At 64.8% G+C, this 19306-nt stretch carries 24 protein-coding genes; 20 read left to right on the forward strand and 4 right to left on the reverse strand.

What is annotated here, in order from left to right; translation table 11 throughout:
* Nucleotides 1-8 precede the first annotated feature (8 nt).
* Nucleotides 9-362 carry a hypothetical protein gene (locus U3648_RS07740; RefSeq protein WP_420858668.1) on the forward strand — a complete coding sequence of 118 codons (354 nt, stop codon included), beginning with the start codon at nt 9-11 and terminating at the stop codon, nt 360-362.
* Complete coding sequence (locus tag U3648_RS07745) at nt 325-1626, forward strand: DNA-packaging protein (RefSeq protein ID WP_420858669.1); 1302 nt, start codon at nt 325-327, stop codon at nt 1624-1626. The genes U3648_RS07740 and U3648_RS07745 overlap by 38 nt, the downstream gene beginning before the upstream one ends.
* Nucleotides 1627-1762: 136 nt before the next feature.
* On the opposite strand, the gene U3648_RS07750 is transcribed toward U3648_RS07745, so the two are convergent.
* A complete protein-coding gene (locus tag U3648_RS07750; protein ID WP_420858670.1) occupies nt 1763-3247 on the reverse strand; it encodes an NAD-dependent succinate-semialdehyde dehydrogenase in 1485 nt (494 codons plus the stop codon).
* Between the two features lie 156 nt (nt 3248-3403).
* Here U3648_RS07750 and U3648_RS07755 point away from each other — a divergent pair, with 156 nt between their 5' ends.
* The 17 genes from U3648_RS07755 (at nt 3404) to U3648_RS07835 (ending at nt 16634) form a co-directional block, all read left to right on the forward strand.
* The gene (locus tag U3648_RS07755) at nt 3404-4054 is read left to right on the forward strand and encodes a GntR family transcriptional regulator (RefSeq protein WP_420858671.1); all 651 of its coding nucleotides are present in this window, start codon (nt 3404-3406) and stop codon (nt 4052-4054) included.
* Nucleotides 4055-4192: 138 nt separating this feature from the next.
* Nucleotides 4193-5374 (forward strand): phage portal protein, encoded by a 1182-nt coding sequence (locus U3648_RS07760; protein ID WP_420858672.1) that lies wholly within the window; start codon nt 4193-4195, stop codon nt 5372-5374.
* Nucleotides 5364-5570, forward strand: coding sequence for a hypothetical protein (locus U3648_RS07765; RefSeq protein WP_420858673.1), 207 nt, complete (start codon nt 5364-5366; stop codon nt 5568-5570). The genes U3648_RS07760 and U3648_RS07765 overlap by 11 nt, the downstream gene beginning before the upstream one ends.
* Before the next feature lie 11 nt (nt 5571-5581).
* The gene (locus U3648_RS07770; protein WP_129680644.1) at nt 5582-6127 is read left to right on the forward strand and encodes an HK97 family phage prohead protease; all 546 of its coding nucleotides are present in this window, start codon (nt 5582-5584) and stop codon (nt 6125-6127) included.
* Nucleotides 6128-6162: 35 nt separating this feature from the next.
* On the forward strand, nt 6163-7344 hold the full coding sequence (locus U3648_RS07775) for a phage major capsid protein (RefSeq protein WP_420858674.1): 1182 nt from the start codon (nt 6163-6165) through the stop codon (nt 7342-7344).
* Nucleotides 7345-7510: 166 nt separating this feature from the next.
* The gene (locus U3648_RS07780) at nt 7511-8110 is read left to right on the forward strand and encodes a head-tail connector protein (RefSeq protein ID WP_420858675.1); all 600 of its coding nucleotides are present in this window, start codon (nt 7511-7513) and stop codon (nt 8108-8110) included.
* On the forward strand, nt 8107-8445 hold the full coding sequence (locus U3648_RS07785; RefSeq protein WP_420858676.1) for a head-tail adaptor protein: 339 nt from the start codon (nt 8107-8109) through the stop codon (nt 8443-8445). Before U3648_RS07780 ends, U3648_RS07785 begins: the two co-directional genes overlap by 4 nt.
* Nucleotides 8442-8852: a DUF3168 domain-containing protein gene (locus tag U3648_RS07790; RefSeq protein WP_420858677.1), complete on the forward strand. Its 411-nt coding sequence runs from the start codon at nt 8442-8444 to the stop codon at nt 8850-8852. Before U3648_RS07785 ends, U3648_RS07790 begins: the two co-directional genes overlap by 4 nt.
* 49 nt (nt 8853-8901) lie before the next feature.
* Entirely contained in the window at nt 8902-9318 is a 417-nt protein-coding gene (locus U3648_RS07795) for a phage major tail protein, TP901-1 family (RefSeq protein WP_129681578.1), read from the forward strand.
* Nucleotides 9318-9635: a gene transfer agent family protein gene (locus tag U3648_RS07800; RefSeq protein ID WP_420858678.1), complete on the forward strand. Its 318-nt coding sequence runs from the start codon at nt 9318-9320 to the stop codon at nt 9633-9635. Before U3648_RS07795 ends, U3648_RS07800 begins: the two co-directional genes overlap by 1 nt.
* A complete protein-coding gene (locus U3648_RS07805; RefSeq protein ID WP_420858679.1) occupies nt 9632-9847 on the forward strand; it encodes a rcc01693 family protein in 216 nt (71 codons plus the stop codon). Before U3648_RS07800 ends, U3648_RS07805 begins: the two co-directional genes overlap by 4 nt.
* On the forward strand, nt 9834-10493 hold the full coding sequence (locus U3648_RS07810) for a phage tail tape measure protein (protein WP_420858680.1): 660 nt from the start codon (nt 9834-9836) through the stop codon (nt 10491-10493). Before U3648_RS07805 ends, U3648_RS07810 begins: the two co-directional genes overlap by 14 nt.
* Nucleotides 10494-10505: 12 nt before the next feature.
* On the forward strand, nt 10506-11138 hold the full coding sequence (locus tag U3648_RS07815) for a phage distal tail protein, Rcc01695 family (protein ID WP_420858681.1): 633 nt from the start codon (nt 10506-10508) through the stop codon (nt 11136-11138).
* A complete protein-coding gene (locus tag U3648_RS07820; protein ID WP_420858682.1) occupies nt 11135-12013 on the forward strand; it encodes a DUF2163 domain-containing protein in 879 nt (292 codons plus the stop codon). Before U3648_RS07815 ends, U3648_RS07820 begins: the two co-directional genes overlap by 4 nt.
* Nucleotides 12013-12450 carry a C40 family peptidase gene (locus U3648_RS07825; RefSeq protein ID WP_420858908.1) on the forward strand — a complete coding sequence of 146 codons (438 nt, stop codon included), beginning with the start codon at nt 12013-12015 and terminating at the stop codon, nt 12448-12450. The genes U3648_RS07820 and U3648_RS07825 overlap by 1 nt, the downstream gene beginning before the upstream one ends.
* The gene (locus U3648_RS07830) at nt 12450-16346 is read left to right on the forward strand and encodes a baseplate multidomain protein megatron (RefSeq protein ID WP_420858683.1); all 3897 of its coding nucleotides are present in this window, start codon (nt 12450-12452) and stop codon (nt 16344-16346) included. Before U3648_RS07825 ends, U3648_RS07830 begins: the two co-directional genes overlap by 1 nt.
* A 3-nt stretch (nt 16347-16349) precedes the next feature.
* Nucleotides 16350-16634: a DUF7742 family protein gene (locus U3648_RS07835; RefSeq protein WP_420858684.1), complete on the forward strand. Its 285-nt coding sequence runs from the start codon at nt 16350-16352 to the stop codon at nt 16632-16634.
* Here U3648_RS07835 and U3648_RS07840 read toward each other — a convergent pair.
* Nucleotides 16631-17008 (reverse strand): TraR/DksA family transcriptional regulator, encoded by a 378-nt coding sequence (locus U3648_RS07840; protein ID WP_420858685.1) that lies wholly within the window; start codon nt 17006-17008, stop codon nt 16631-16633. The two genes, U3648_RS07835 and U3648_RS07840, sit on opposite strands and share 4 nt — an antisense overlap.
* Before the next feature lie 48 nt (nt 17009-17056).
* Here U3648_RS07840 and cysE point away from each other — a divergent pair, with 48 nt between their 5' ends.
* On the forward strand, nt 17057-17872 hold the full coding sequence (gene cysE, locus U3648_RS07845) for a serine O-acetyltransferase (RefSeq protein WP_420858686.1): 816 nt from the start codon (nt 17057-17059) through the stop codon (nt 17870-17872).
* Between the two features lie 53 nt (nt 17873-17925).
* Here cysE and U3648_RS07850 read toward each other — a convergent pair whose 3' ends face one another.
* The gene (locus U3648_RS07850; RefSeq protein WP_420858687.1) at nt 17926-18258 is read right to left on the reverse strand and encodes a carboxymuconolactone decarboxylase family protein; all 333 of its coding nucleotides are present in this window, start codon (nt 18256-18258) and stop codon (nt 17926-17928) included.
* An 85-nt stretch (nt 18259-18343) separates the two neighbouring features.
* On the reverse strand, nt 18344-18985 hold the full coding sequence (locus tag U3648_RS07855) for a hypothetical protein (protein WP_420858688.1): 642 nt from the start codon (nt 18983-18985) through the stop codon (nt 18344-18346).
* Between the last annotated feature and the right edge of the window lie 321 nt (nt 18986-19306).

Here is a 19306-nt window from a genome sequence, read left to right on the forward strand (position 1 = left end):
AGACCCATATGACAACACAAGAACGGGGCCGGAATGGTGAGGTGGCCGAAGCCGAGCGGAAGCTGGGCGAAATCCTTGATGTGCTGACCAGCGCCCAATCGGTGCTGGCGGCGCAGATCACCGCAATCGAGCAAACAGAAGCAACCAAGACAACCGAGGTTCGGCAGGCGCTGCGATCGCTGCATGAGCTGTATCTGAACTTTCGCGCTGCCGAGGAGAAGTTCCATGAAAAATACGGAAGCGGCCTACGCGCCGGAGACATCGACTTTGACGCCGTCCGGGCCCAGATCGGGGGCCGTCTGGATAGCCTCCGCCGCGCGCGAAGTGCAGGAGAGGTTTCTGGAGAGCCTGACCAAGGATGATCTGCGCGCGCTGCCCTATCTGTTCGAGTTCTGGGCGTTGGAGCACCAGTTGCCGCCGGAGGGAGAGTGGCGCAACTGGGTGATCCTGGGCGGGCGCGGTGCGGGCAAGACCCGCGCCGGGGCGGAATGGGTTCGGTCGATGGCCGAAGGATCACGCCCGCGCGACCGGGGCCGTGCCCGTCGCATCGGGCTGGTCGGGGAGACCGCCGATCAGGCTCGTGAGGTGATGGTCTTTGGCGAAAGCGGCATCATGGCCTGTTCGCCTCCGGATCGACGCCCTCAGTGGATTGCGGGCCGCAAGATGCTGGTCTGGCCGAATGGCGCCACGGCGCATGTTCTGTCGGCGCATGATCCGGAATCCCTGCGCGGGTGGCAGTTTGACGCCCTTTGGGCGGATGAACTGGCCAAGTGGAAGCGTGGGCAGGACAGTTGGGACATGCTGCAACTTGGGCTGCGGCTGGGCGATGACCCGCGCGCTTGTATCACGACGACCCCGCGCAATGCCCCGGTTCTGCGCGACTTGTTGGACCGGGAGAGCACGGTGATGACCCATGCGCCAACCACGGCGAACGCGGCCAATCTGGCGGCTGGGTTCCTTGAGGAGGTGCAGCGCCGCTATGCGGGCACCCGTCTTGGCCGGCAGGAGTTGGATGGCGTTCTTTTGGGCGATATCGAGGGCGCGTTGTGGACCAACGACCTGATCGCCGCCTGCGCGGTCGACAAGGCGCCCGAACTGACCCGGATCGTCGTCGCGGTCGATCCGCCGGTGACGGGCCACAAGGGGTCTGACCTTTGCGGGATCGTCGTGGCCGGGGTGGTCACCGATGGCCCGCCGCAGAACTGGCGGGCCTATGTTCTGGAGGATGCCAGCGTCGGCGCGGCCTCGCCCAACGAATGGGCGCGGGCGGCCCTTGCGGCGATGGAGCGGCACGGGGCCGACCGTCTGGTGGCGGAGGTCAACCAGGGCGGCGATCTGGTGGAGGAGGTCATTCGCCAGATCGATCCGCTGGTGCCCTATCGTGCGGTCCGTGCGGGCAAGGGCAAGGCCGCCCGGGCGGAACCGGTTGCCGCGCTTTATGAACAGGGCCGGGTGTCGCATTTGCGCGGGCTGTCCGAGCTAGAGGACCAGATGTGCGAGATGACCACCCGGGGCTTTACTGGGCGCGGGTCGCCGGACCGCGTGGATGCGCTGGTCTGGGCACTGCACGACCTGATGGTCGCGCCCGCGGCCCAATATCGCCGCCCGCGGCTGCGGTTGTTGTGATTTTTCGGGTGCCCGCCCCGCGTGGTGGGCGCCCTAAAGCGTCATGAGAAAAATCTGAATCACCTAACGCTGCCTGAAATCATGGATTTCAACGCGTTAGGTGATGACTGATGCCTTGGATATTTCGTCAGACGCCCTAACCAATGCCGCCGAGGCAGAGGTATTTCATTTCTAGATAGTCATCGAGCCCGTGCCGCGACCCTTCGCGCCCCTGGCCCGATTGCTTGATCCCGCCAAACGGCGCGGCCTCGGACGTGGTCAGCCCGGTGTTGATCCCGACGATCCCGTATTCCAGCGCCTCGGCCACGCGCCAGACGCGCCGCATGTCGCGGGTGAAGAAATAAGCCGAAAGCCCGTAGTCCGTGGCATTGGCGGCGGCGAGCACCTCCTCCTCTGTCTCGAAGCGAAAGAGGGGGGCGACGGGGCCAAAGGTTTCTTCCTTTGCCACCTGCATGTCGGCTGTCACGCCGGTCAGCACGGTTGGTTCGTAGAACAGCGCGCCGATATCCGAGCGTTTGCCGCCGGTTTCGACCCTGGCACCCTTGGCAATGGCATCGGCGACATGGTGTTCGACCTTGGCAAGGGCGGCCGCGTCGATCAGCGGGCCGGTCGTGGTGGCGGGGTCAAACCCATTGCCCAGGGTCAGACCCTTTGCGGCCTCGGCCATGCGCGCGGCGAAGGCATCATAGATCCCCGATTGAACGTAGATGCGGTTAGCGCAGACGCAGGTCTGGCCGTTGTTGCGGTATTTGGAGGCCATCGCGCCGTCGACTGCGGCGTCAAGGTCGGCGTCATCGAAGACGATGAAGGGCGCGTTGCCGCCGAGTTCCAGCGAGAGCCGCAGGATCTTGTCCGCGCCCTGCCGCATGAGGATGCGTCCGACCTCGGTCGAGCCGGTGAAGCTGAGTTTGCGCAGCTTGTCGTGGCGGCACATGGCCTGTCCCATCCCGGCGGCGTCCAGCCCCGGAACGACCGACAAGAGCCCTGCAGGCAGGCCCGCCCTTTCGGCCAAAACGGCGAGTGCGATAGAGGATAGCGGCGTCGCCTCGGCCGGTTTTGCGACCATGGCGCAGCCGACGGCCAGCGCCGGGGCCATCTTCCGCGCCAGCATGGCGGAAGGGAAGTTCCAGGGCGTGATCGCGCCCACGACCCCGACCGGCTGCCGGATGACCATGAGCCGCCGATCCTCGGCCATCGAGGGAATGGTTTCGCCGTAGACCCGCTTGGCCTCTTCCGCGAACCATTCGATGTATGAGGCGCCGTAGAGCACTTCGCGCTTGGCATCAAAATGGGGTTTGCCCATTTCGGCGGTCAGGATCGTGGCCAGATCGTCGGCATTGTCGTGGATCAGGTCATGCAGGCGCCGCATCGTATTGGCGCGGTCCTTGGCGGTGCGGGCGGCCCAGCTCTTTTGCACCGGTGCCGCGGCGTCGATGGCGTCGTTGACTGCCTCCGGGCCGAGGTCGGGCAGGGTTGCGACCATTTCGCCGGTGGCCGGATCGGTCACGTCGAAGGTGCGCCCATCCGGGGCCGAATGGACCTGTCGTCCGGCGATGATCCCTGCGGCAGGAATCAGGGTCGGATCGGAAAGGCGGTCGAGCAGGGCAGGAGAGATCGACATCGGCGTGGTCCTATGGTCGGCGGTTTGGCGGCATCTGGTCATTTTCTCGTGGGGAAGAAAACCCTTTTTGACCGGATTTCCGATTGGATTTGATCATACTCGTCCGGCGCTGCATTATGTGGCCAATGTTCATGCCCGATGAAGGGAACCCCAGACGTGCCAGCCACCCCCGCAAAGCTGCCGGAGCACCAGATCGTCTATCAGCGCCTGCGCGAGATGATCCTCTGTGGTGAATTGGAACCGGGGCAGGCGGTGACCATCCAGGGGCTGATCGGGACGCTGGGCGCGGGCATGACCCCCGTGCGCGAGGCGATCCGCCGGTTGACCTCGGAAGGTGCGTTGGAGTTTCAGGGTAACCGCCGGGTCTCTGTCCCGGTCCTAACCTTGCCGCAACTGGATGAGTTGGCCTTTGCCCGGTTGGCGCTTGAACCGCAGCTGGCCTTTTGGGGGGCAGAGAAGGTTTCGCCCGAGCAGATCGCCCGGTTGACCGAGATCGACAACGAAGTGAACCGCGCCATCGCGCGGGGCGACGTGAAAGCCTATCTGACGAAGAACCACCAGTTTCATGCCGAGCTGTATGCGGCATCCGGCGCGACGATCATGATTTCCATTGCCGATACGCTGTGGTTGCGGATGGGGCCGTCGCTGCGGGTCATGTGTGGCCGGTTCGGCACCTCCAACCTGCCGGACATGCATGAAGACGCGCTGTCAGCCCTGCGGGACGGGGATGCGGCGCGCGTACGTGATGCGATACACGCGGATATCGCGCAGGGGTTCGACCAGATTCGCGCCTCTCTGTCCTCCTGAACCCTAACGAATAGCCTTTGACCCGTTGCGTGGCCCACCGCGCGGTGGGTCAGCTCGTTCTTCAGCATTTCATCCGATTGTTCCCCTCACGCACCGCAGCCCGCGTTTCCGGCGGCACGCAGGATCGAGGAGAATTGGATGTTTGACTTTCTGAAGCGGCCCGAGGCGACCGGCCCCGCCAACATGGAGGCGAAGGCCTCGGCCACGGGTAAGGTTGTCGCGCTGGCCTCTGGCCGCGTGGCGTGGAGCCCGCGCGATGTTGTGTCGCTGACCAAGAACGGTTTTGCAGGGAATCCGGTGGGGTTTCGCGCGGTCAAGATGATTGCCGAGGCCGCCGCGGCCCTGCCGTTGGTTCTGCAGGACCGGGAACGCCGCTATGACACGCACCCGGTGCAGGCGCTGCTGTCGCGCCCCAATGCGCTTCAGGGACGTGCGGAGCTGATGGAGGCAGTCTTTGCCCAGCTGCTGCTGACCGGGAACGCCTATGTGGAGGCTGTCGCGGGCGAGGCCCTGCCGGTCGAGATGCATGTGCTGCGGTCCGACAGGATGAGCCTTGTCCCGGGCGCCGATGGCTGGCCCGTCGCCTATGACTACACGCTCAATGGCCGCAAGCACCGGTTCGCCGTGGGTTCGGACGCCAGCCCGATATGCCATATCAAGTCGTTCCATCCGCAGGATGATCATTATGGGTTTTCGCCCTTGCAGGCGGCCGCCACCGCGATTGACGTGCACAATGCCGCAAGCCGCTGGTCCAAGGGGCTGTTGGACAATGCCGCCCGCCCGTCAGGGGCCATTGTCTATAAGGGCGCGGATGGGCAGGGCAGCCTGTCGTCGGATCAATATGATCGCCTGTTGACCGAGATGGAGACCCAGCATCAGGGCGCGCGCAACGCGGGCCGACCGATGCTGCTGGAAGGGGGGCTGGACTGGAAGCCGATGGGCTTTTCGCCCTCGGACATGGAATTCCAGAAGACCAAGGAGGCCGCCGCGCGGGAGATTTCCATCGCCTTTGGTATCCCGCCGATGATGTTGGGCATTCCGGGCGACGCGACCTATGCAAATTACCAGGAGGCGAACCGGGCGTTCTATCGCCTGACCGTTCTGCCGCTGGCGACCCGTGTCTATGCAACGCTGGCGGACTGGCTGTCGGATTTCACCGATGAACGGCTGGATATCCGCCCGGACCTTGACCAAATCCCCGCCCTTGCCGCCGAGCGCGAAGCGCAATGGCGTCGCGTGGGCGAGGTGAGTTTCCTGACCGACGCGGAAAAGCGCGCCCTTTTGGGTCTGCCCGCGCTGGAGGTCGGCGATGAAGGGTGAGGTGGTGGACATGGAGGGCCGCCCCCGCCGCGACCCGGCCCCGGTGTCGGATTTCTGGTTCGCGCAGATGGATGTGCGGCTGGGCAAGATCGAATTCGTGGTTGGCCGTCTGGAAAAACAGGTCTGGCTGATCGTCTGCGCCGCCTTTGCGCTGGTGGGGATCGAGGTCGTCGCGGCACTGGTCGGCGGCAATTGAAGGGACAGGATATGGAACTGGAACACAAGTTTTGCGCCCTGGGCCAGGAGGTGCAGGTCACCGATGGTCATTTGATCGAAGGTTACGCCTCTTTTTTTGGCAAGACCGATCAGGGCGGCGATGTGGTGCAGCCGGGTGCCTATGCGGCGTCGCTGGCCCGGCTGGGCGCGAAGGGCGGAAAGGTGCGGATGCTGTGGCAGCACGACCCGACCCAGCCCATCGGGATCTGGGACGAGGTGCGGGAAGACGGCAAGGGCCTGTGGGTCAAGGGCCGGATCCTGACCGACGTGGCCAAGGGGCGCGAAGCGGCGGCCCTTGTGGCGGCGGGGGCAATCGACGGTCTGTCGATCGGCTATCGCACGATCCGGGCCACGAAGAATGACAAGGGTCAGCGGCTCTTGTCCGAGCTGGAGCTGTGGGAGGTGTCTTTGGTCACGTTCCCCATGCTTCCCGATGCGCGGGTCGGCGCCAAGGGGGACACCCCGGATGCGGCGATCCTGCGTGAGATGGCGGCGGCGTTTCGCGATGCCCGCAGCCTGCTGGCCCCGGACGACTGACCGAGCCGGCGTTTCACATCAAGAAGGACTGATTGATGAGCAAACCCGAGACCAAGGCTCGGGCCGGGGAGCTTTCGTCTCCGGCTGAGGAGCTGAAGTCGGCGATCGCCGATTTCGTCACCGAATTCAAAGACTTTTCCAACGGCATTGATGCCAAGCTTCAGAAACAGGAAGAACGTATGAACAAGCTGGATCGCAAATCCCTGATGGCCGCGCGGCCTGTCCTTGCCTCGGGCGCCGAGGTTGAAGCCCCCCACCAGAAGGCCTTTGCCGCCTATTTGCGGTCGGGCGACGATGACGCCCTGCGCGGGCTGACCCTTGAAGGCAAGGCGATGTCCACCGCTGTGGCCGCTGATGGCGGCTATCTGGTGGATCCGCAGACCGCCGAAACCATCAAGTCCACCCTGTCGTCCACCGCGTCGATCCGGGCCATTGCCAATGTCGTCAACGTCGATGCCACGTCGTTCGACGTGCTGATCGACCACACCGAAATGGGCGCGGGCTGGGCGACCGAGGTCGATCCGACCACCGAAACCGGCACCCCGACCATCGACCGCATCACCATCCCGCTGCACGAACTGTCCGCCCTGCCGAAGGCATCGCAGCGTCTGCTGGACGACAGCGCCTTTGACATCGAAGGCTGGCTGGCCGAGCGTATCGCCAACAAGTTTGCCCGGTCCGAGGCCGCGGCCTTTATCAACGGTGATGGCATCGACAAGCCGCGCGGCTTCCTGGACTACGCTCAGGTCGACAACGGCGCTTGGGTTTGGGGCAACATTGGTTATGTCACTACCGGTGTTGCCGGGGACATCACCGATGGGGACCCGATCATCGACCTTGTCTATGCGCTGGGCGCTGAATACCGGGCCGGGGCCAGCTTTGTCATGAACTCCAAGACCGCTGGCCTGATCCGCAAGCTGAAGGATGCCGATGGCCGCTTCCTGTGGTCGGATGGTCTGGCCGCGGGTGAACCGGCCCGCCTGATGGGCTATCCGGTGCTGATCGCCGAGGACATGCCCGATGTGGCCGCCGACAGCGCCTCGATCGCCTTTGGCGACTTCGGCGCGGGCTACACCGTTGCCGAACGTCCGGACCTGCGCGTGCTGCGCGACCCGTTCTCGGCCAAGCCGCATGTGCTGTTCTATGCGACCAAGCGCGTCGGCGGTGCGGTGTCCGACTTTGCTGCGATCAAGCTGCTGAAGTTCGGCATCGCCTAAAGGCAGATGACCGAAGGGGCCGCCCGTCTGGGCGGTCCCGCCGGGCGCGCGCCGGGGTGAAACAGCCTCGTGTTGTCCAGCTGCTCCCATCCGTCCGAGCAATACGGGGGTGCGCGGCGTGCGTCCGGTCCAATCGCCAATGTGGACCGGAGATCGGAGTAATTCCATGATGTTAGTCGAAGAGACCACGGTGCCCCAGGCGGCCCTTCCCGTGGCCGTATTCAAAGAGCACCTGCACCTTGGCTCTGGCTTTGCCGATGATGGTCTGCAGGATTCGGTGTTGGAGACCTACCTGCGCGCCGCGCTGGCCGCGGTAGAGGCCCGGACCGGAAAGATCCTGATCGAGCGGGACTTCAGCTGGACCCTGAGCGCGTGGCGCGACCATGCCGAACAGGCCCTGCCGGTGGCTCCGGTCAACGCGATTGCCGATCTGCTGATCGCCGGGCGCGACGGGATCGAAACGAGCGTGAACGGGCAGGCTTACCAGCTGATCCCCGACAGCCAGCGCCCGCGCATCGCAGCGACAGGTGGCGCGTTGCCGACGATCCCGCCGGGCGGGTCGGCCCGTGTGCTGTTCATGGCGGGCTATGGTCCGGACTGGGGGGATCTGCCCGCCGATCTGGCGCAGGCGGTGTTGATGCTGGCCGCCCACTACTATGAATTCCGCCATGACATGCGGGGCACGGGCGGGGCCATGCCGCAGGGCGTGGCCGCCCTGATCGACCGCTACCGCACGGTCCGCCTGTTCGCGGGGGGACGCGGATGAAACGCCCCCGATTGAACCGAAAGCTGGTGCTGGAGGCGCCGGTGCGCGTGCCGGACGGCGCGGGTGGATATTCCGTGACCTGGACGGCGCTGGGCACCCTATGGGCCGATCTTGATGCCCGCACCGGGCGCGAAGCGGCGGGCATCGCCACGCCCCTGTCCAAGGCGGCCTATCGCATCGTGTTGCGGGCCGCGCCGGTGGGATCGCCGCGCCGCCCGTTGCCGGAACAACGGCTGCGGGATGGGACGCGGGTGTTCCAGATCAATGCCGTCACCGAATGGGACGCGGATGCGCGGTTCCTTGTCTGTCACGCCAATGAGGAGGTGGTCACATGAGTTATGGCGTTGCTGCGGCGCTTCAGGCTGCCGTCTATCAGCATCTGTCGACCGATCCGGCTGTGACCGCGCTGGTCGGGACCGCAATCTATGACGCCCTGCCTACCGGGAGCCTGCCCGGGTTGTACGTGGCCCTTGGCCCGGAAACCGCGCGGGACCGGTCGGACAAGACCGGGGGTGGGGCAGAGCATGAATTCACCGTCACCGTTGTGACCGACAGCGCGGGCTTTGCCAGTGCCAAGGATGTGGCGGCTGCCATTTCCGACGCGCTGGTCGATGCCGACCTGATCCTGTCGCGCGGCGTGCTGGTGTCGCTGAACTTTTACCGGGCCGTCGCGGCCCGGGTCGAAACGGGCGACACCCGCCAGATCAATCTGGTGTTCCGCGCCCGCGTCGACGACGTCTAGCCCGTTCGGGCACCCAAACTGAAACGATCAACCAAGCGGAGTGATGGCTATGGTAGCCCAGAACGGCAAGGATCTTCTTATCAAGGTCGACATGAACGGCAGTGGCACGTTCGAAACCATCGCGGGGCTGCGCGCCACGCGGTTTTCCCTGAATGCTGAAACGGTGGATGTGACCAGCATCGAAAGCACGGGTGGCTGGCGCGAGCTGTTGGGCGGGGCCGGGGTCCGGTCCGCGTCGATCTCGGGGTCGGGCGTGTTCAAGGACGCGGGCACCGACGAACGGGCGCGGCAGATCTTCTTTGATGGGGAAACCCCCGATTTCCAGGTGATCGTGCCGGATTTCGGCATCATCGAAGGCCCGTTCCAGATCAGTTCGATCGAATATGCGGGCAGCCACAATGGCGAGGCGACCTATGAGCTGTCCATCGCCTCGGCCGGGGCGCTGAGCTTTACGGCCTTTGTCTGATGGCCAATCCGCACGCGGGCGAGGTGGCGCTGGTCATTGATGGCCAGCCTCACAGCCTGAAGCTGACCCTTGGCGCGCTGGCCGAACTGGAGGCGCAGATGGGCGAGGATACCATCGTCGATCTGGTTCGCCGGTTCGAGGGCGGCGCCTGTTCCAGCCGCGATGTCATGGCGTTGATCGTGGCGGGCCTGCGGGGCGGGGGATGGCGCGGCACGGCCGCCGATCTTCTGTCGGCCGAGATCGCGGGCGGCCCCGTGGGCGCGGCGCAGGCGGCGGCGGAACTTCTGGCCCGCGCCTTCCTGCCCCCGGGATCATGAGCGGCGGGCTGGACTGGCCCGGGTTGATCCGGGCGGGGCTGTGCGGGCTGCGGTTGCGCCCGGCCGAGTTTTGGGCGCTCACCCCGGCGGAACTGATGCTGATGCTGGGTCTTGATGGTGGCGGGCAGGCCCCGATGGTTCGGGACCGGCTGGACGATCTGATCCGGGCCTTCCCGGACGATGTGAAAGGAAGCGAAAATGAACGAGATTGACCGGCTGGACGATCTGGAGGCCGAGGTGAGCGCGCTGGAGCGCACCCTGGGCGATGCCAGCGCCATGACCCGCGCCTTCGATGCCCAGCTGCGCGATGTGCAGGTCAGCATGGGCGCCGCCGTCCGCGATCTTGGCACTCTGGAACGCGGGTTCTCGGGCGGGTTGCGCAAGGCGTTTGACGGGCTTGTCTTCGATGGGTTGCGCCTGTCGGACGCGCTTGGCGTTCTGGCCAATTCGATGGTCCAGACTGTCTATAACGCGGCCCTGCGTCCGGTGACCGATCATTTCGGCGGGATGCTGGCCAATGGGCTGAATTCGATCGTGTCGGGGATGATGCCCTATGCCGACGGCGGGGCGTTCTCTCAGGGCCGGGTGATGCCCTTTGCCAAGGGGGGCGTGGTGGCGCAGGCCACGGCCTTTCCGATGCGGGGCGCGACCGGGCTGATGGGCGAAGCGGGACCCGAGGCGATCATGCCGCTGACCCGCGGCGCCGATGGCCGGCTTGGCGTTCAGGCGCAGGGCGGGGGCAACATCACCGTCAACATGAACATCACCACCCCGGATGTGCAGGGGTTTCAGCGCAGCCGGTCCCAGATCGCCGCCCAGATGGCGCGGGCGCTGGGGCAGGGCAGCCGCAACAGGTAGGGGAGCAAACAGATGGCCTTTCACGAAATTCGGTTTCCGACCTCGCTCAGCTTTGGGTCGACGGGCGGCCCCGAGCGGCGCACCGAGGTGGTGACCCTTGCCAACGGGCACGAGGAACGCAACACCCCTTGGGCGCATTCGCGCCGCCGCTACGACGCGGGCATGGGCCTGCGGTCGATGGATGATGTCGAAACCCTCATTGCGTTCTTCGAGGCCCGCAGCGGCCAGTTGCACGGGTTTCGCTGGAAGGACTGGGCGGATTACAAATCTTGCCGCCCGTCGCAGGACATCGACAGCGCCGATCAGCTTTTGGGCGAAGGCGATCAGGTTACGACCGAGTTTCAACTGGTGAAGACCTACGAGTCGGGCGTGCACACCTATGTCCGTCCGATCCGCAAGCCGGTGGCCGGGTCGGTCCGGGTCGAGCTGAGTGGCGTGCCGCAGCTGGAAGGGACAGACTACACGATCGACGTTACCACGGGGGTCATCACCTTTACCCACCCGCCGGATGAACGCTCGCAGGTCTTCGCGGGCTACGAATTCGACGTGCCAGTGCGGTTCGACACGGACATGATCCGCACGTCGCTGGCGTCGTTTCAGGCAGGGGAAGTCCCGGATGTCCCGGTGTTGGAGATCCGAACATGACTGGGCTGATGGAGACACTGGCCACGGGGGCCACGACCCTGTGCCGTTGCTGGGCACTGACCCGGCGAGATGGGGTCACGATGGGCTTTACTGACCACGACCAGCCGCTGGTCTTTGACGGGATCACCTTTCGCGCCGATACCGGCATGACCGCCCGCGCGCTTGAGATCTCGACCGGGTTGTCGGTGAACAATTCCGAAGCAATGGGCGTGTTGTCGGACGCGGCGATCCGCGAGGCGGATATCGACGCGGGTCGCTATGACGGAGCCGAGGTCCGGTCCTGGCTGGTCAATTGGCGTGATGTGACCGAACGGGCGCTGCGCTTTCGCGGCACCATCGGGGAAATCCGGCGCGGGGCGGGGGCGTTTGACGCGGAACTGCGCGGGCTGACCGAGGCGCTGAACCAGCCGCAGGGCCGCATCTACCAGCGGCCTTGTGCGGCGGTCCTGGGCGATGCGGCCTGCCGGGTCGATCTAGACGCGCCCGGCCTGTCGGCGGAACTGCCTGCCGAGGAGGTGGAAGATGGTCGCCTGTTCCGCTTTGCCGGGTTGACCGGGTTTGCCGAAGGTTGGTTCGAGAAGGGACAGTTTCGCATCCTGTCTGGCGCGGCCGAGGCCCTGCACGGGGTGATCAAGGCGGATCGCATTCTGCCGGATGGCCGCCGCGAGATCGAACTGTGGCAAGAGATCCGGGCGGACGTGCTGCCCGGCGATCTGGTTCGGGTCGAGGCGGGCTGCGACAAGTCCTTTGTCACCTGCCGCCAGAAGTTCGCCAATGTCGTCAACTTCAGAGGGTTCCCGGATATTCCCGGCGATGACTGGCTGGTGTCGGTTCCAACCCAAAGCGGCCAGAACACCGGGGGCAGCCTGCGGTGATTGGGCCCGAGGTGGTTGCAGAGGCACGCCGCTGGATCGGCACGCCCTACCGCCATCAGGCGGCAACCCGTGGCGCGGGTTGTGATTGCCTTGGCCTGGTGCGCGGGGTCTGGGCCGTCCTTCTGGGCAATCTTCCAGAACCGGTTCCCGCCTACAGCCCCGACTGGGCCGAACCGCAGCGGCAAGAGGTGCTGTTGCAGGCGGCGCTGCGCCATCTGGTGCCCCGCCCGCTGACCGCGGCGGAGCCGGGCGATGTGCTGCTGTTTCGGATGCGGGCAGGGGCGGTGGCCAAGCATCTGGCGTTTCAAGGGGAGGTCGGCGCGCATCCGACCTTCATTCATTCCTATTCCGGGCATGGGGTCGTGGAAAATCCGCTGACCCGGCCCTGGGCGCGCCGCATCGTGGCGCGGTTTCATTTTCCTGAAAGGGGCGCGTGATGGCGACGATTGTTCTTTCTGCGGCGGGGATGGCCCTTGGCGGGTCTCTGGGCGGCTCGGTGCTTGGGCTGTCGACGGCGGTGATTGGCCGGGCGGTCGGCGCGACCCTTGGCCGGGTGATCGACAACCGCCTGATGGGGGCGGGGTCGGAGCCGGTCGAAACCGGAAGGATCGACCGGTTCCGTCTGATGGGCGCCTCGGACGGGGCGCCGGTTGCACAGGTCTATGGCCGGATGCGGGTCGGCGGACAGGTGATCTGGGCGACCGAATTCCTTGAGGATCGCACCACATCGGGCGGGGGCAAAGGGAGCCCGCGCCCCACCACGATCAGCTATTCCTACACCATCAGCCTTGCCGTGGCCCTGTGCGAGGGGGAGATCACCCATGTGGGCCGCATCTGGGCTGACGGGCAGGAAATATCGCCCGATGATCTGAACATGCGCGTCTATATCGGGGCCGAGGACCAACTGCCCGACCCGAAGATGGAGGCGGTCGAAGGCGCAGGCAATGTGCCGGCCTATCGCGGCATCGCCTATGTGGTTTTCGAAGATCTGGACCTGTCCCGCTTTGGCAACCGCGTGCCGCAGTTCTCCTTTGAGGTATCCCGCCCGTCGCAACCCGATGCGGCGCCGGAGGTGACCGATATCGCCCGGCTTGTTCCCGGCGTGGCGCTGGTTCCCGGCACCGGGGAATACGCATTGGCGACCGAGCCGGTCTATGCCCGCGCAGGCGTAGGGGAAACCGCGCCGATCAACGTGAATTCGGCCAGCGGCCAGCCGGATTTCGTTGCCTCGATGGACGCGTTGGAGGGCGAATTGCCTGCCTGTGGGTCGGTGAGCATGGTGGTCAGCTGGTTTGGCGACGACCTGCGTTGTGGCGACTGCGCCATCGCGCCAAAGGTTGAACAAGCGGGAAGTGACCCGGCGGAGATGCCCTGGATCGTGTCGGGGATCACGCGGGCGGCGGCAGGGCTGGTGCCTCGCGACGGCCACGACCGGCCAGTCTATGGCGGCACCCCTGCGGATGCGTCGGTTGTTCAGGCCATCGGTGATTTGAGTGCGCGCGGCAAATCTGTCGTGTTCTATCCGTTCCTGCTGATGGACCAGATGCAGGGCAACACGTTGCCCGACCCTTGGACCGGAGCAACGGACCAGCCAAATTTGCCGTGGCGCGGTCGGATCACCACATCCCTCGCGCCCGGCGTGGCGGGCAGCCCGGACGAAACTTCAGCGGCGGAAGCGGAGGTTGCGACCTTTTTCGGCACGGCCGCCCCCGGCGATTTCACCGTGACCGGCACCTCTGTCAGCTATACCGGACCGGCCGAGGCGTCGTATCGGCGGTTCATCCTGCATTACGCCCATCTTTGCGCGGCGGCGGGCGGGGTCGACGCCTTTTGCATCGGGTCTGAAATGCGCAGCCTGACCCAGATCCGGGGGGCGGGCGGCAGCTTTCCGGCGGTGGCTGCCCTGCGTCAGCTTGCGGCGGATGTGCGCGCGATCCTTGGGCCGGGGGTCAAGATCGGCTATGCGGCGGATTGGTCGGAATACCACGGCTATCAGCCAGCGGGCACGGGCGACAAGCTTTTCCACCTTGATCCGCTTTGGGCCGATCCGGAGATCGATTTCATCGGCATCGACAACTATATGCCGCTGTCGGACTGGCGCGATGGGCAGGACCACGCGGATGCGGGGTGGGAGTCGATCTATAACCTCGACTATCTGCGGGCCAATGTCGAAGGCGGAGAGCTTTACGATTGGTACTATCAGTCCGAGGAAGCCCGCGCGGCGCAGATCCGCACACCGATCACCGATGGCGACGGGGAACCCTGGGTCTGGCGGCCCAAGGATATTCGCGGCTGGTGGGAAAACCATCACCACGACCGGGTGGGTGGCGTGCGTGCAAACCTGCCGACCGATTGGGTTCCGGGGTCGAAACCGATCTGGTTCACGGAGATTGGCTGTTCCGCCGTGGACAAGGGGACGAACCAACCCAACAAGTTCCTTGACCCCAAGTCGTCGGAATCCACCTTGCCGCGCTATTCAAACGGCCAGCGCGACGAGTTGATCCAGAACCAGTATCTTCGGGCGTTGATCGGACACTACACCGACCAGGCCAACAACCCGACCCATGTGGGAACCGGGGTGCAGATGATCGACATGACCCGGACCCACGTCTGGGCCTGGGACGCGCGGCCCTATCCGGCCTTTCCGGGCAAATCCGAACTGTGGTCGGACGGCGAAAACTGGCCACGGGGGCATTGGATCAGCGGGCGGGCGTCGATCCGGACGCTTGCCAGCGTCGTGGATGAAATCTGCGCCCGGTCAGGTGTGACCGGGGCGGATGTGTCGCGACTGCATGGGATCGTGCGGGGCTATGCGGTAACGGATGTAGATACTGCCCGCGCGGCCCTGCAACCGCTGATGCTGGCGCATGGGTTCGACGTGATCGAACGCGATGGCGTTTTGTCGTTCGTTTCCCGTGGGTTGGAAGGCCCGGTTGAGGTGGATGCCGGGCAGGCCGTTCTGGTAGGCCCCGACCAGCCAACGGTCGACCGAAGCCGCGCGCCTGCCGCCGAACTGGCGGGGCGGGTGCGCCTGCTGCACGTCGACCCCGACAGCGACTACGCCGCGCGCGCAACCGAGGCGATCTTCCCGGACGAGGCGACATTCGCTGTCTCGCAATCCGAATTGCCAATGGCCCTGATCGGGTCAGAGGCGCGGGCCATCACCGAGCGTTGGTTGTCAGAGGCGCGCGTGGCCCGAGACCGGGTGCAGCTGGCCTTGCCGCCTTCATTGTCGGATATCGGGGCGGGGGATGTGATCCGGCTGGACGGGGCGGACTATCGCGTGGACCGGGCCGAACTGTCGGAACATCAGATGCTGGACGCGGTGCGGATCGAACCAGCGCTCTATGATCGTCGCTTGTCGGGGGCGGATGCATTCGGGCTGACCACTTTTGCGGTGCCTGTTCCTGTCGAAGGCTTGTTCATGGACCTGCCGCTGCTGCGCGGGGATGAGGTGCCACATGCCCCCCATTTTGCTGCCTTCAGCGATCCGTGGCCGGGCAGCGTTGCGCTGTATTCCGCGCCTGCGGACCATGACTATGCGCTGAACACGGTTTCGCCTTCCGCTTCTGTCGTGGGGATCACGGAAACCGCGATGGTCCCAGCTCAACCCGGGCTGTTTGACCGTGGTCCGGCCCTGCGGGTGCGGCTGGTCACGGGGTCGCTTGGGTCTGTTTCGGCAGAGGATGTGATCGCCGGGGCCAATGTGGCGGTGATCGGTGACGGCACCCCCGACAATTGGGAGGTGATCCAATTCGCCGAGGCGGTTTTGGTCGCGGAAGACACTTATGAGTTGCGAATGCGCCTGCGGGGGCAGGCAGGGTCGGACGGGATCGCCCTGACAGGGTGGCCGGTTGGCAGCCTTGTGGTTCTGATGAACGCAACGCCGCAGCAGATCGCGCTTGCGGCCTCGGCCCGGGGCGTCACCCGGCATTTCCGCTGGGGTCCGGCCTCGCGGCCGATCGACCACGCCAGTTTCCGTCACGCCGAATATGCCTTTTCGGGCAACGGGTTGCGGCCCTATCGGGTGGGGCATCTGCGGGCCGACGGCGGGCCGGAACCTGTCCTGTCCTGGGTCAGGCGCAGCCGAGTCGACGGCGACGGCTGGGAAGGGTTCGAGATCCCGCTGGGCGAGGATTCCGAGCTTTACCGGGTTCAGGTGATCGAAGGCGGCACGGTCCTGCGCGAAGAGATCGTGACCGCGCCCGGCTTCACTTACACCGCCGCGATGCAGGCGGCGGATGGTAATCCGGGCCTCTACCGGATCGAGGTGGCGCAGGTATCGGCCCAGTTCGGACCGGGGCCAGTGGTTGGCCTTGACCTGGTGGCCTGATCCATGCGGCCGCTGCTTCCCGGGGATATGGATATGGCGGTTCGGGCGCTGATGGCGGTGCCCGAACCGGCCCGGCCCGTTCTGGCCCGGCAACTGCTGGACGAGGCGCATATCGCCGACAAGACCTGCCGCCGCCTTGGGCGGGCGCATCCCGCCTTTGGGGATGGAAGCCTGTACGAGGCGGCGCGCAGACATCGGCGCGAAAACCTGCCAGACTATTGCAATGACAGCTATTGCGCGGCCCTTGCCGTGCTGATCGAGGCGGTCTTGGCCCGAAAATCGGCCTAGCCGCGCATGCAGGACAGGCAGCGCGGGACGGTCGGGTCGGCCTCCAGCCGGGCAGCGGGCAGGTCTTCGCCGCAGTCCGTGCAATAGCCGAACTCTCCCTCGTCGATCCGGGCCAGAGCCGCGATGATCCGCTGCCGCTGCGCCTGTCTGCGCCCGGCCTGTGCCTGCGCCATCGCCTGATTTTGCAGGGCGTCCATGCGGGACAGACGGCCAACGGCCTGCTGGTCCAGTTCAACCACCTTCTGCGCGTCGGCACCGCGGGCGTCCTCATCCTCCAGCCCGGAGAGAAGGGCGCGCAGTTTTTCGCGATAGAATTCAAGCATTTCATCATTCATTCGCGTGATCCCTTCCATCACGGCTTTGTTCTTGGCCAAGGAACCCTATCTGGGGTAGAACGCCAGTGAAAGACAAAGAGGTGCCCCATGGCCCGCACAAGACCACAGCTTGCCAATATCGATCCCGTCTGGGACCGCATCTGCCGCGAAGCCGAAGAGGCGATTGCGGCCGAACCGCTTATGGGCAGCCTGCTGCATCAGGGCATTCTACACCATGCGTCCTTTGACCGGGCGCTGGCCTTCCGGATTTCGATGAAACTGGCGTCCGAGGAGATGTCAGAACAGATCCTGCGTGAAATCGCGGATCATGCCTTTGCTTCGTCGCCCGATCTGGTCGCCGCCTGCCGTGCCGACCTTGTGGCCGTGTTCGAACGTGATCCGGCCTGCCACCGCTACATGCAGCCGCTTTTGTATTTCAAGGGCTATCAGGCGGTGCAAAGCTACCGGCTGGGCCATTGGCTGTGGCAGCAGGGGCGCAAGGATCTTGCCTATTTCATCCAGATGCGGGTGTCCGAGGTGTTCGGCGTGGACATTCACCCTGCCGCGCGGATCGGCAAGGGGCTGATGATCGACCATGCCCATTCCATCGTGATCGGCGAAACCGCCGTGGTGGGCGACAATGTGTCGATGCTGCACTCCGTCACGCTGGGCGGGACCGGCAAGGAAGAGGAAGACCGGCATCCGAAGATCGGCAATGGCGTGCTGATCGGGGCCGGGGCCAAGGTTCTGGGCAATATCACGGTCGGCTGCTGTTCGCGGATCGCCGCCGGGTCGGTGGTGCTGAAGGATATCCCGTCGTCGGTGACGGTGGCGGGGGTTCCCGCCAAGATCGTAGGCGAAGCGGGATGCGACCAGCCCTCGGTCGAGATGGACCAGACCCATCACATTGGCCGGGACGATTAATCCCCGATAGACGTCAATGACAAGGGCCGCGCCGGATGCGGCCCTTTGTCGTTTCAGGCCAGTTGATCGAAGGCTTCCAGCGCCTTGACCCCGTACATGTAGGACGGACCGCCGCCCATCATGATACAGGTGGCGATGGTTTCGACGATCTCGTCCCGGGTGGCCCCGGCCTTGGCCGCGCCGTGCACGTGAAAGCCGATACAATCGACGCAGCGGGTGGCGATGCCAATGGCCACGCATTGCAGTTCCTTGTCCTTGGTGGACAAGGCCCCGTCCGACAGAGCGGCATGGTGCATCTGGGTAAAGGCCTTGGCCGCCTCGGGGTGGGCCTTGCGAAAATCCTTGGTCAGGTCTGTGGTCTCGTTCAGGGCGGTTTGCCAGTCCATCTGCGGCTCCGTTTGTTGATTTCGGCCCGTGATAGGCCGCCCCTCAGGCCACGGCCTTGCGATGGATCAAACTGTGAGACCAGCTTCACATGGGTTCTGCCAGAATGCAAAGTTCACTGTAGTCGGAACCTTCAACCGTCAGGTCATAGACACCAATGCCGTATGACCGCGCCCCTTTTTCTTCCGCGAAGCGAAAGAGCGTTTCGGCGGGCAGTCGTCGATATCGGCCCTTTGCATCCCTGAGAAGGGCAAAGAGTGGGTCCTGGGTAGAGTTCCAGGGCGTAAGGGTTCGAATTTCGGGACCTATCGCAAACGCTGCATATGCGGTAGCCGCAGACTGTGCCGACTTTGAACCAAATCCCAGAAGCCGTCTGAAAAGGCCCGCTTTTCTTGGTGCGGCAGAAAGAGATATCAGGCTGGCGGCATGAATGTCTTCATGATCGTCAATGCATTGCAGTTCGGCCCCGATCTGCATCGTTCTGCGAATGGCCTTTTCATCGGGTTTCCCGTCGACAGTGATCATCGTGCGCGACACGGCGAATGCACGCTTGTAGCCGAAGATGGTCATCGGCGCGTCGGGGTCTTTGTCGAGCAAGGCAATAGATCGGGCCTCGTGAAACCGGTCCTTGACCCAGCCTTCACCGCCATAGTTGGCAATCTCGGCGGCGGGCAGGGCATCTTCGCGGTCTTCGGGAAGGACAGGCGCATCCGCGATCGCCCCGATCACGGCGGCGATATCGCGGGCCAGACGGGCATCGACGCTGGGTGTAAAGGCGTTCACCCCGATACTATAGCCGTTTTCATTTCGGTAAAGGCAACATCCCCGAAGAGATTGGCCCGGAATGCAGAAAACGATCGTCGCGGGGTCGGGCGTGTATTCGACGACGCCCTTGTGGCCAAGACGTTCAAGGATTTCGGAAGTTGGGACCACAACATCCGTTTCAACTTCAAAATAGAAACTCATTCAAGGCACCCACATCAATCTCCCAGTGTTCAAGGAAGATCAAAGTGGTGGGCCTGTGTCAAACCAGATTCGCTGACACAGGCA

The sequence above is a fragment of the Marivivens marinus genome, assembly GCF_035969385.1.
GTDB lineage: Bacteria > Pseudomonadota > Alphaproteobacteria > Rhodobacterales > Rhodobacteraceae > SELP01.

Coding starts and splice junctions, on each gene's coding strand:
- U3648_RS07815 (WP_420858681.1), top strand. CDS start 10,506: ATGGCCTTTCACGAAATTCGGTTTCCGACCTCGCTCAGCTTTGGGTCG.
- U3648_RS07810 (WP_420858680.1), top strand. CDS start 9,834: ATGAACGAGATTGACCGGCTGGACGATCTGGAGGCCGAGGTGAGCGCG.
- U3648_RS07770 (WP_129680644.1), top strand. CDS start 5,582: ATGGAACTGGAACACAAGTTTTGCGCCCTGGGCCAGGAGGTGCAGGTC.
- U3648_RS07800 (WP_420858678.1), top strand. CDS start 9,318: ATGGCCAATCCGCACGCGGGCGAGGTGGCGCTGGTCATTGATGGCCAG.
- U3648_RS07830 (WP_420858683.1), top strand. CDS start 12,450: ATGGCGACGATTGTTCTTTCTGCGGCGGGGATGGCCCTTGGCGGGTCT.
- U3648_RS07835 (WP_420858684.1), top strand. CDS start 16,350: ATGCGGCCGCTGCTTCCCGGGGATATGGATATGGCGGTTCGGGCGCTG.
- U3648_RS07740 (WP_420858668.1), top strand. CDS start 9: ATGACAACACAAGAACGGGGCCGGAATGGTGAGGTGGCCGAAGCCGAG.
- U3648_RS07765 (WP_420858673.1), top strand. CDS start 5,364: ATGAAGGGTGAGGTGGTGGACATGGAGGGCCGCCCCCGCCGCGACCCG.
- U3648_RS07850 (WP_420858687.1), bottom strand. CDS start 18,258: ATGGACTGGCAAACCGCCCTGAACGAGACCACAGACCTGACCAAGGAT.
- U3648_RS07785 (WP_420858676.1), top strand. CDS start 8,107: ATGAAACGCCCCCGATTGAACCGAAAGCTGGTGCTGGAGGCGCCGGTG.
- U3648_RS07820 (WP_420858682.1), top strand. CDS start 11,135: ATGACTGGGCTGATGGAGACACTGGCCACGGGGGCCACGACCCTGTGC.
- U3648_RS07750 (WP_420858670.1), bottom strand. CDS start 3,247: ATGTCGATCTCTCCTGCCCTGCTCGACCGCCTTTCCGATCCGACCCTG.
- U3648_RS07795 (WP_129681578.1), top strand. CDS start 8,902: ATGGTAGCCCAGAACGGCAAGGATCTTCTTATCAAGGTCGACATGAAC.
- U3648_RS07780 (WP_420858675.1), top strand. CDS start 7,511: ATGATGTTAGTCGAAGAGACCACGGTGCCCCAGGCGGCCCTTCCCGTG.
- U3648_RS07775 (WP_420858674.1), top strand. CDS start 6,163: ATGAGCAAACCCGAGACCAAGGCTCGGGCCGGGGAGCTTTCGTCTCCG.
- U3648_RS07760 (WP_420858672.1), top strand. CDS start 4,193: ATGTTTGACTTTCTGAAGCGGCCCGAGGCGACCGGCCCCGCCAACATG.
- U3648_RS07790 (WP_420858677.1), top strand. CDS start 8,442: ATGAGTTATGGCGTTGCTGCGGCGCTTCAGGCTGCCGTCTATCAGCAT.
- U3648_RS07805 (WP_420858679.1), top strand. CDS start 9,632: ATGAGCGGCGGGCTGGACTGGCCCGGGTTGATCCGGGCGGGGCTGTGC.
- cysE (WP_420858686.1), top strand. CDS start 17,057: ATGGCCCGCACAAGACCACAGCTTGCCAATATCGATCCCGTCTGGGAC.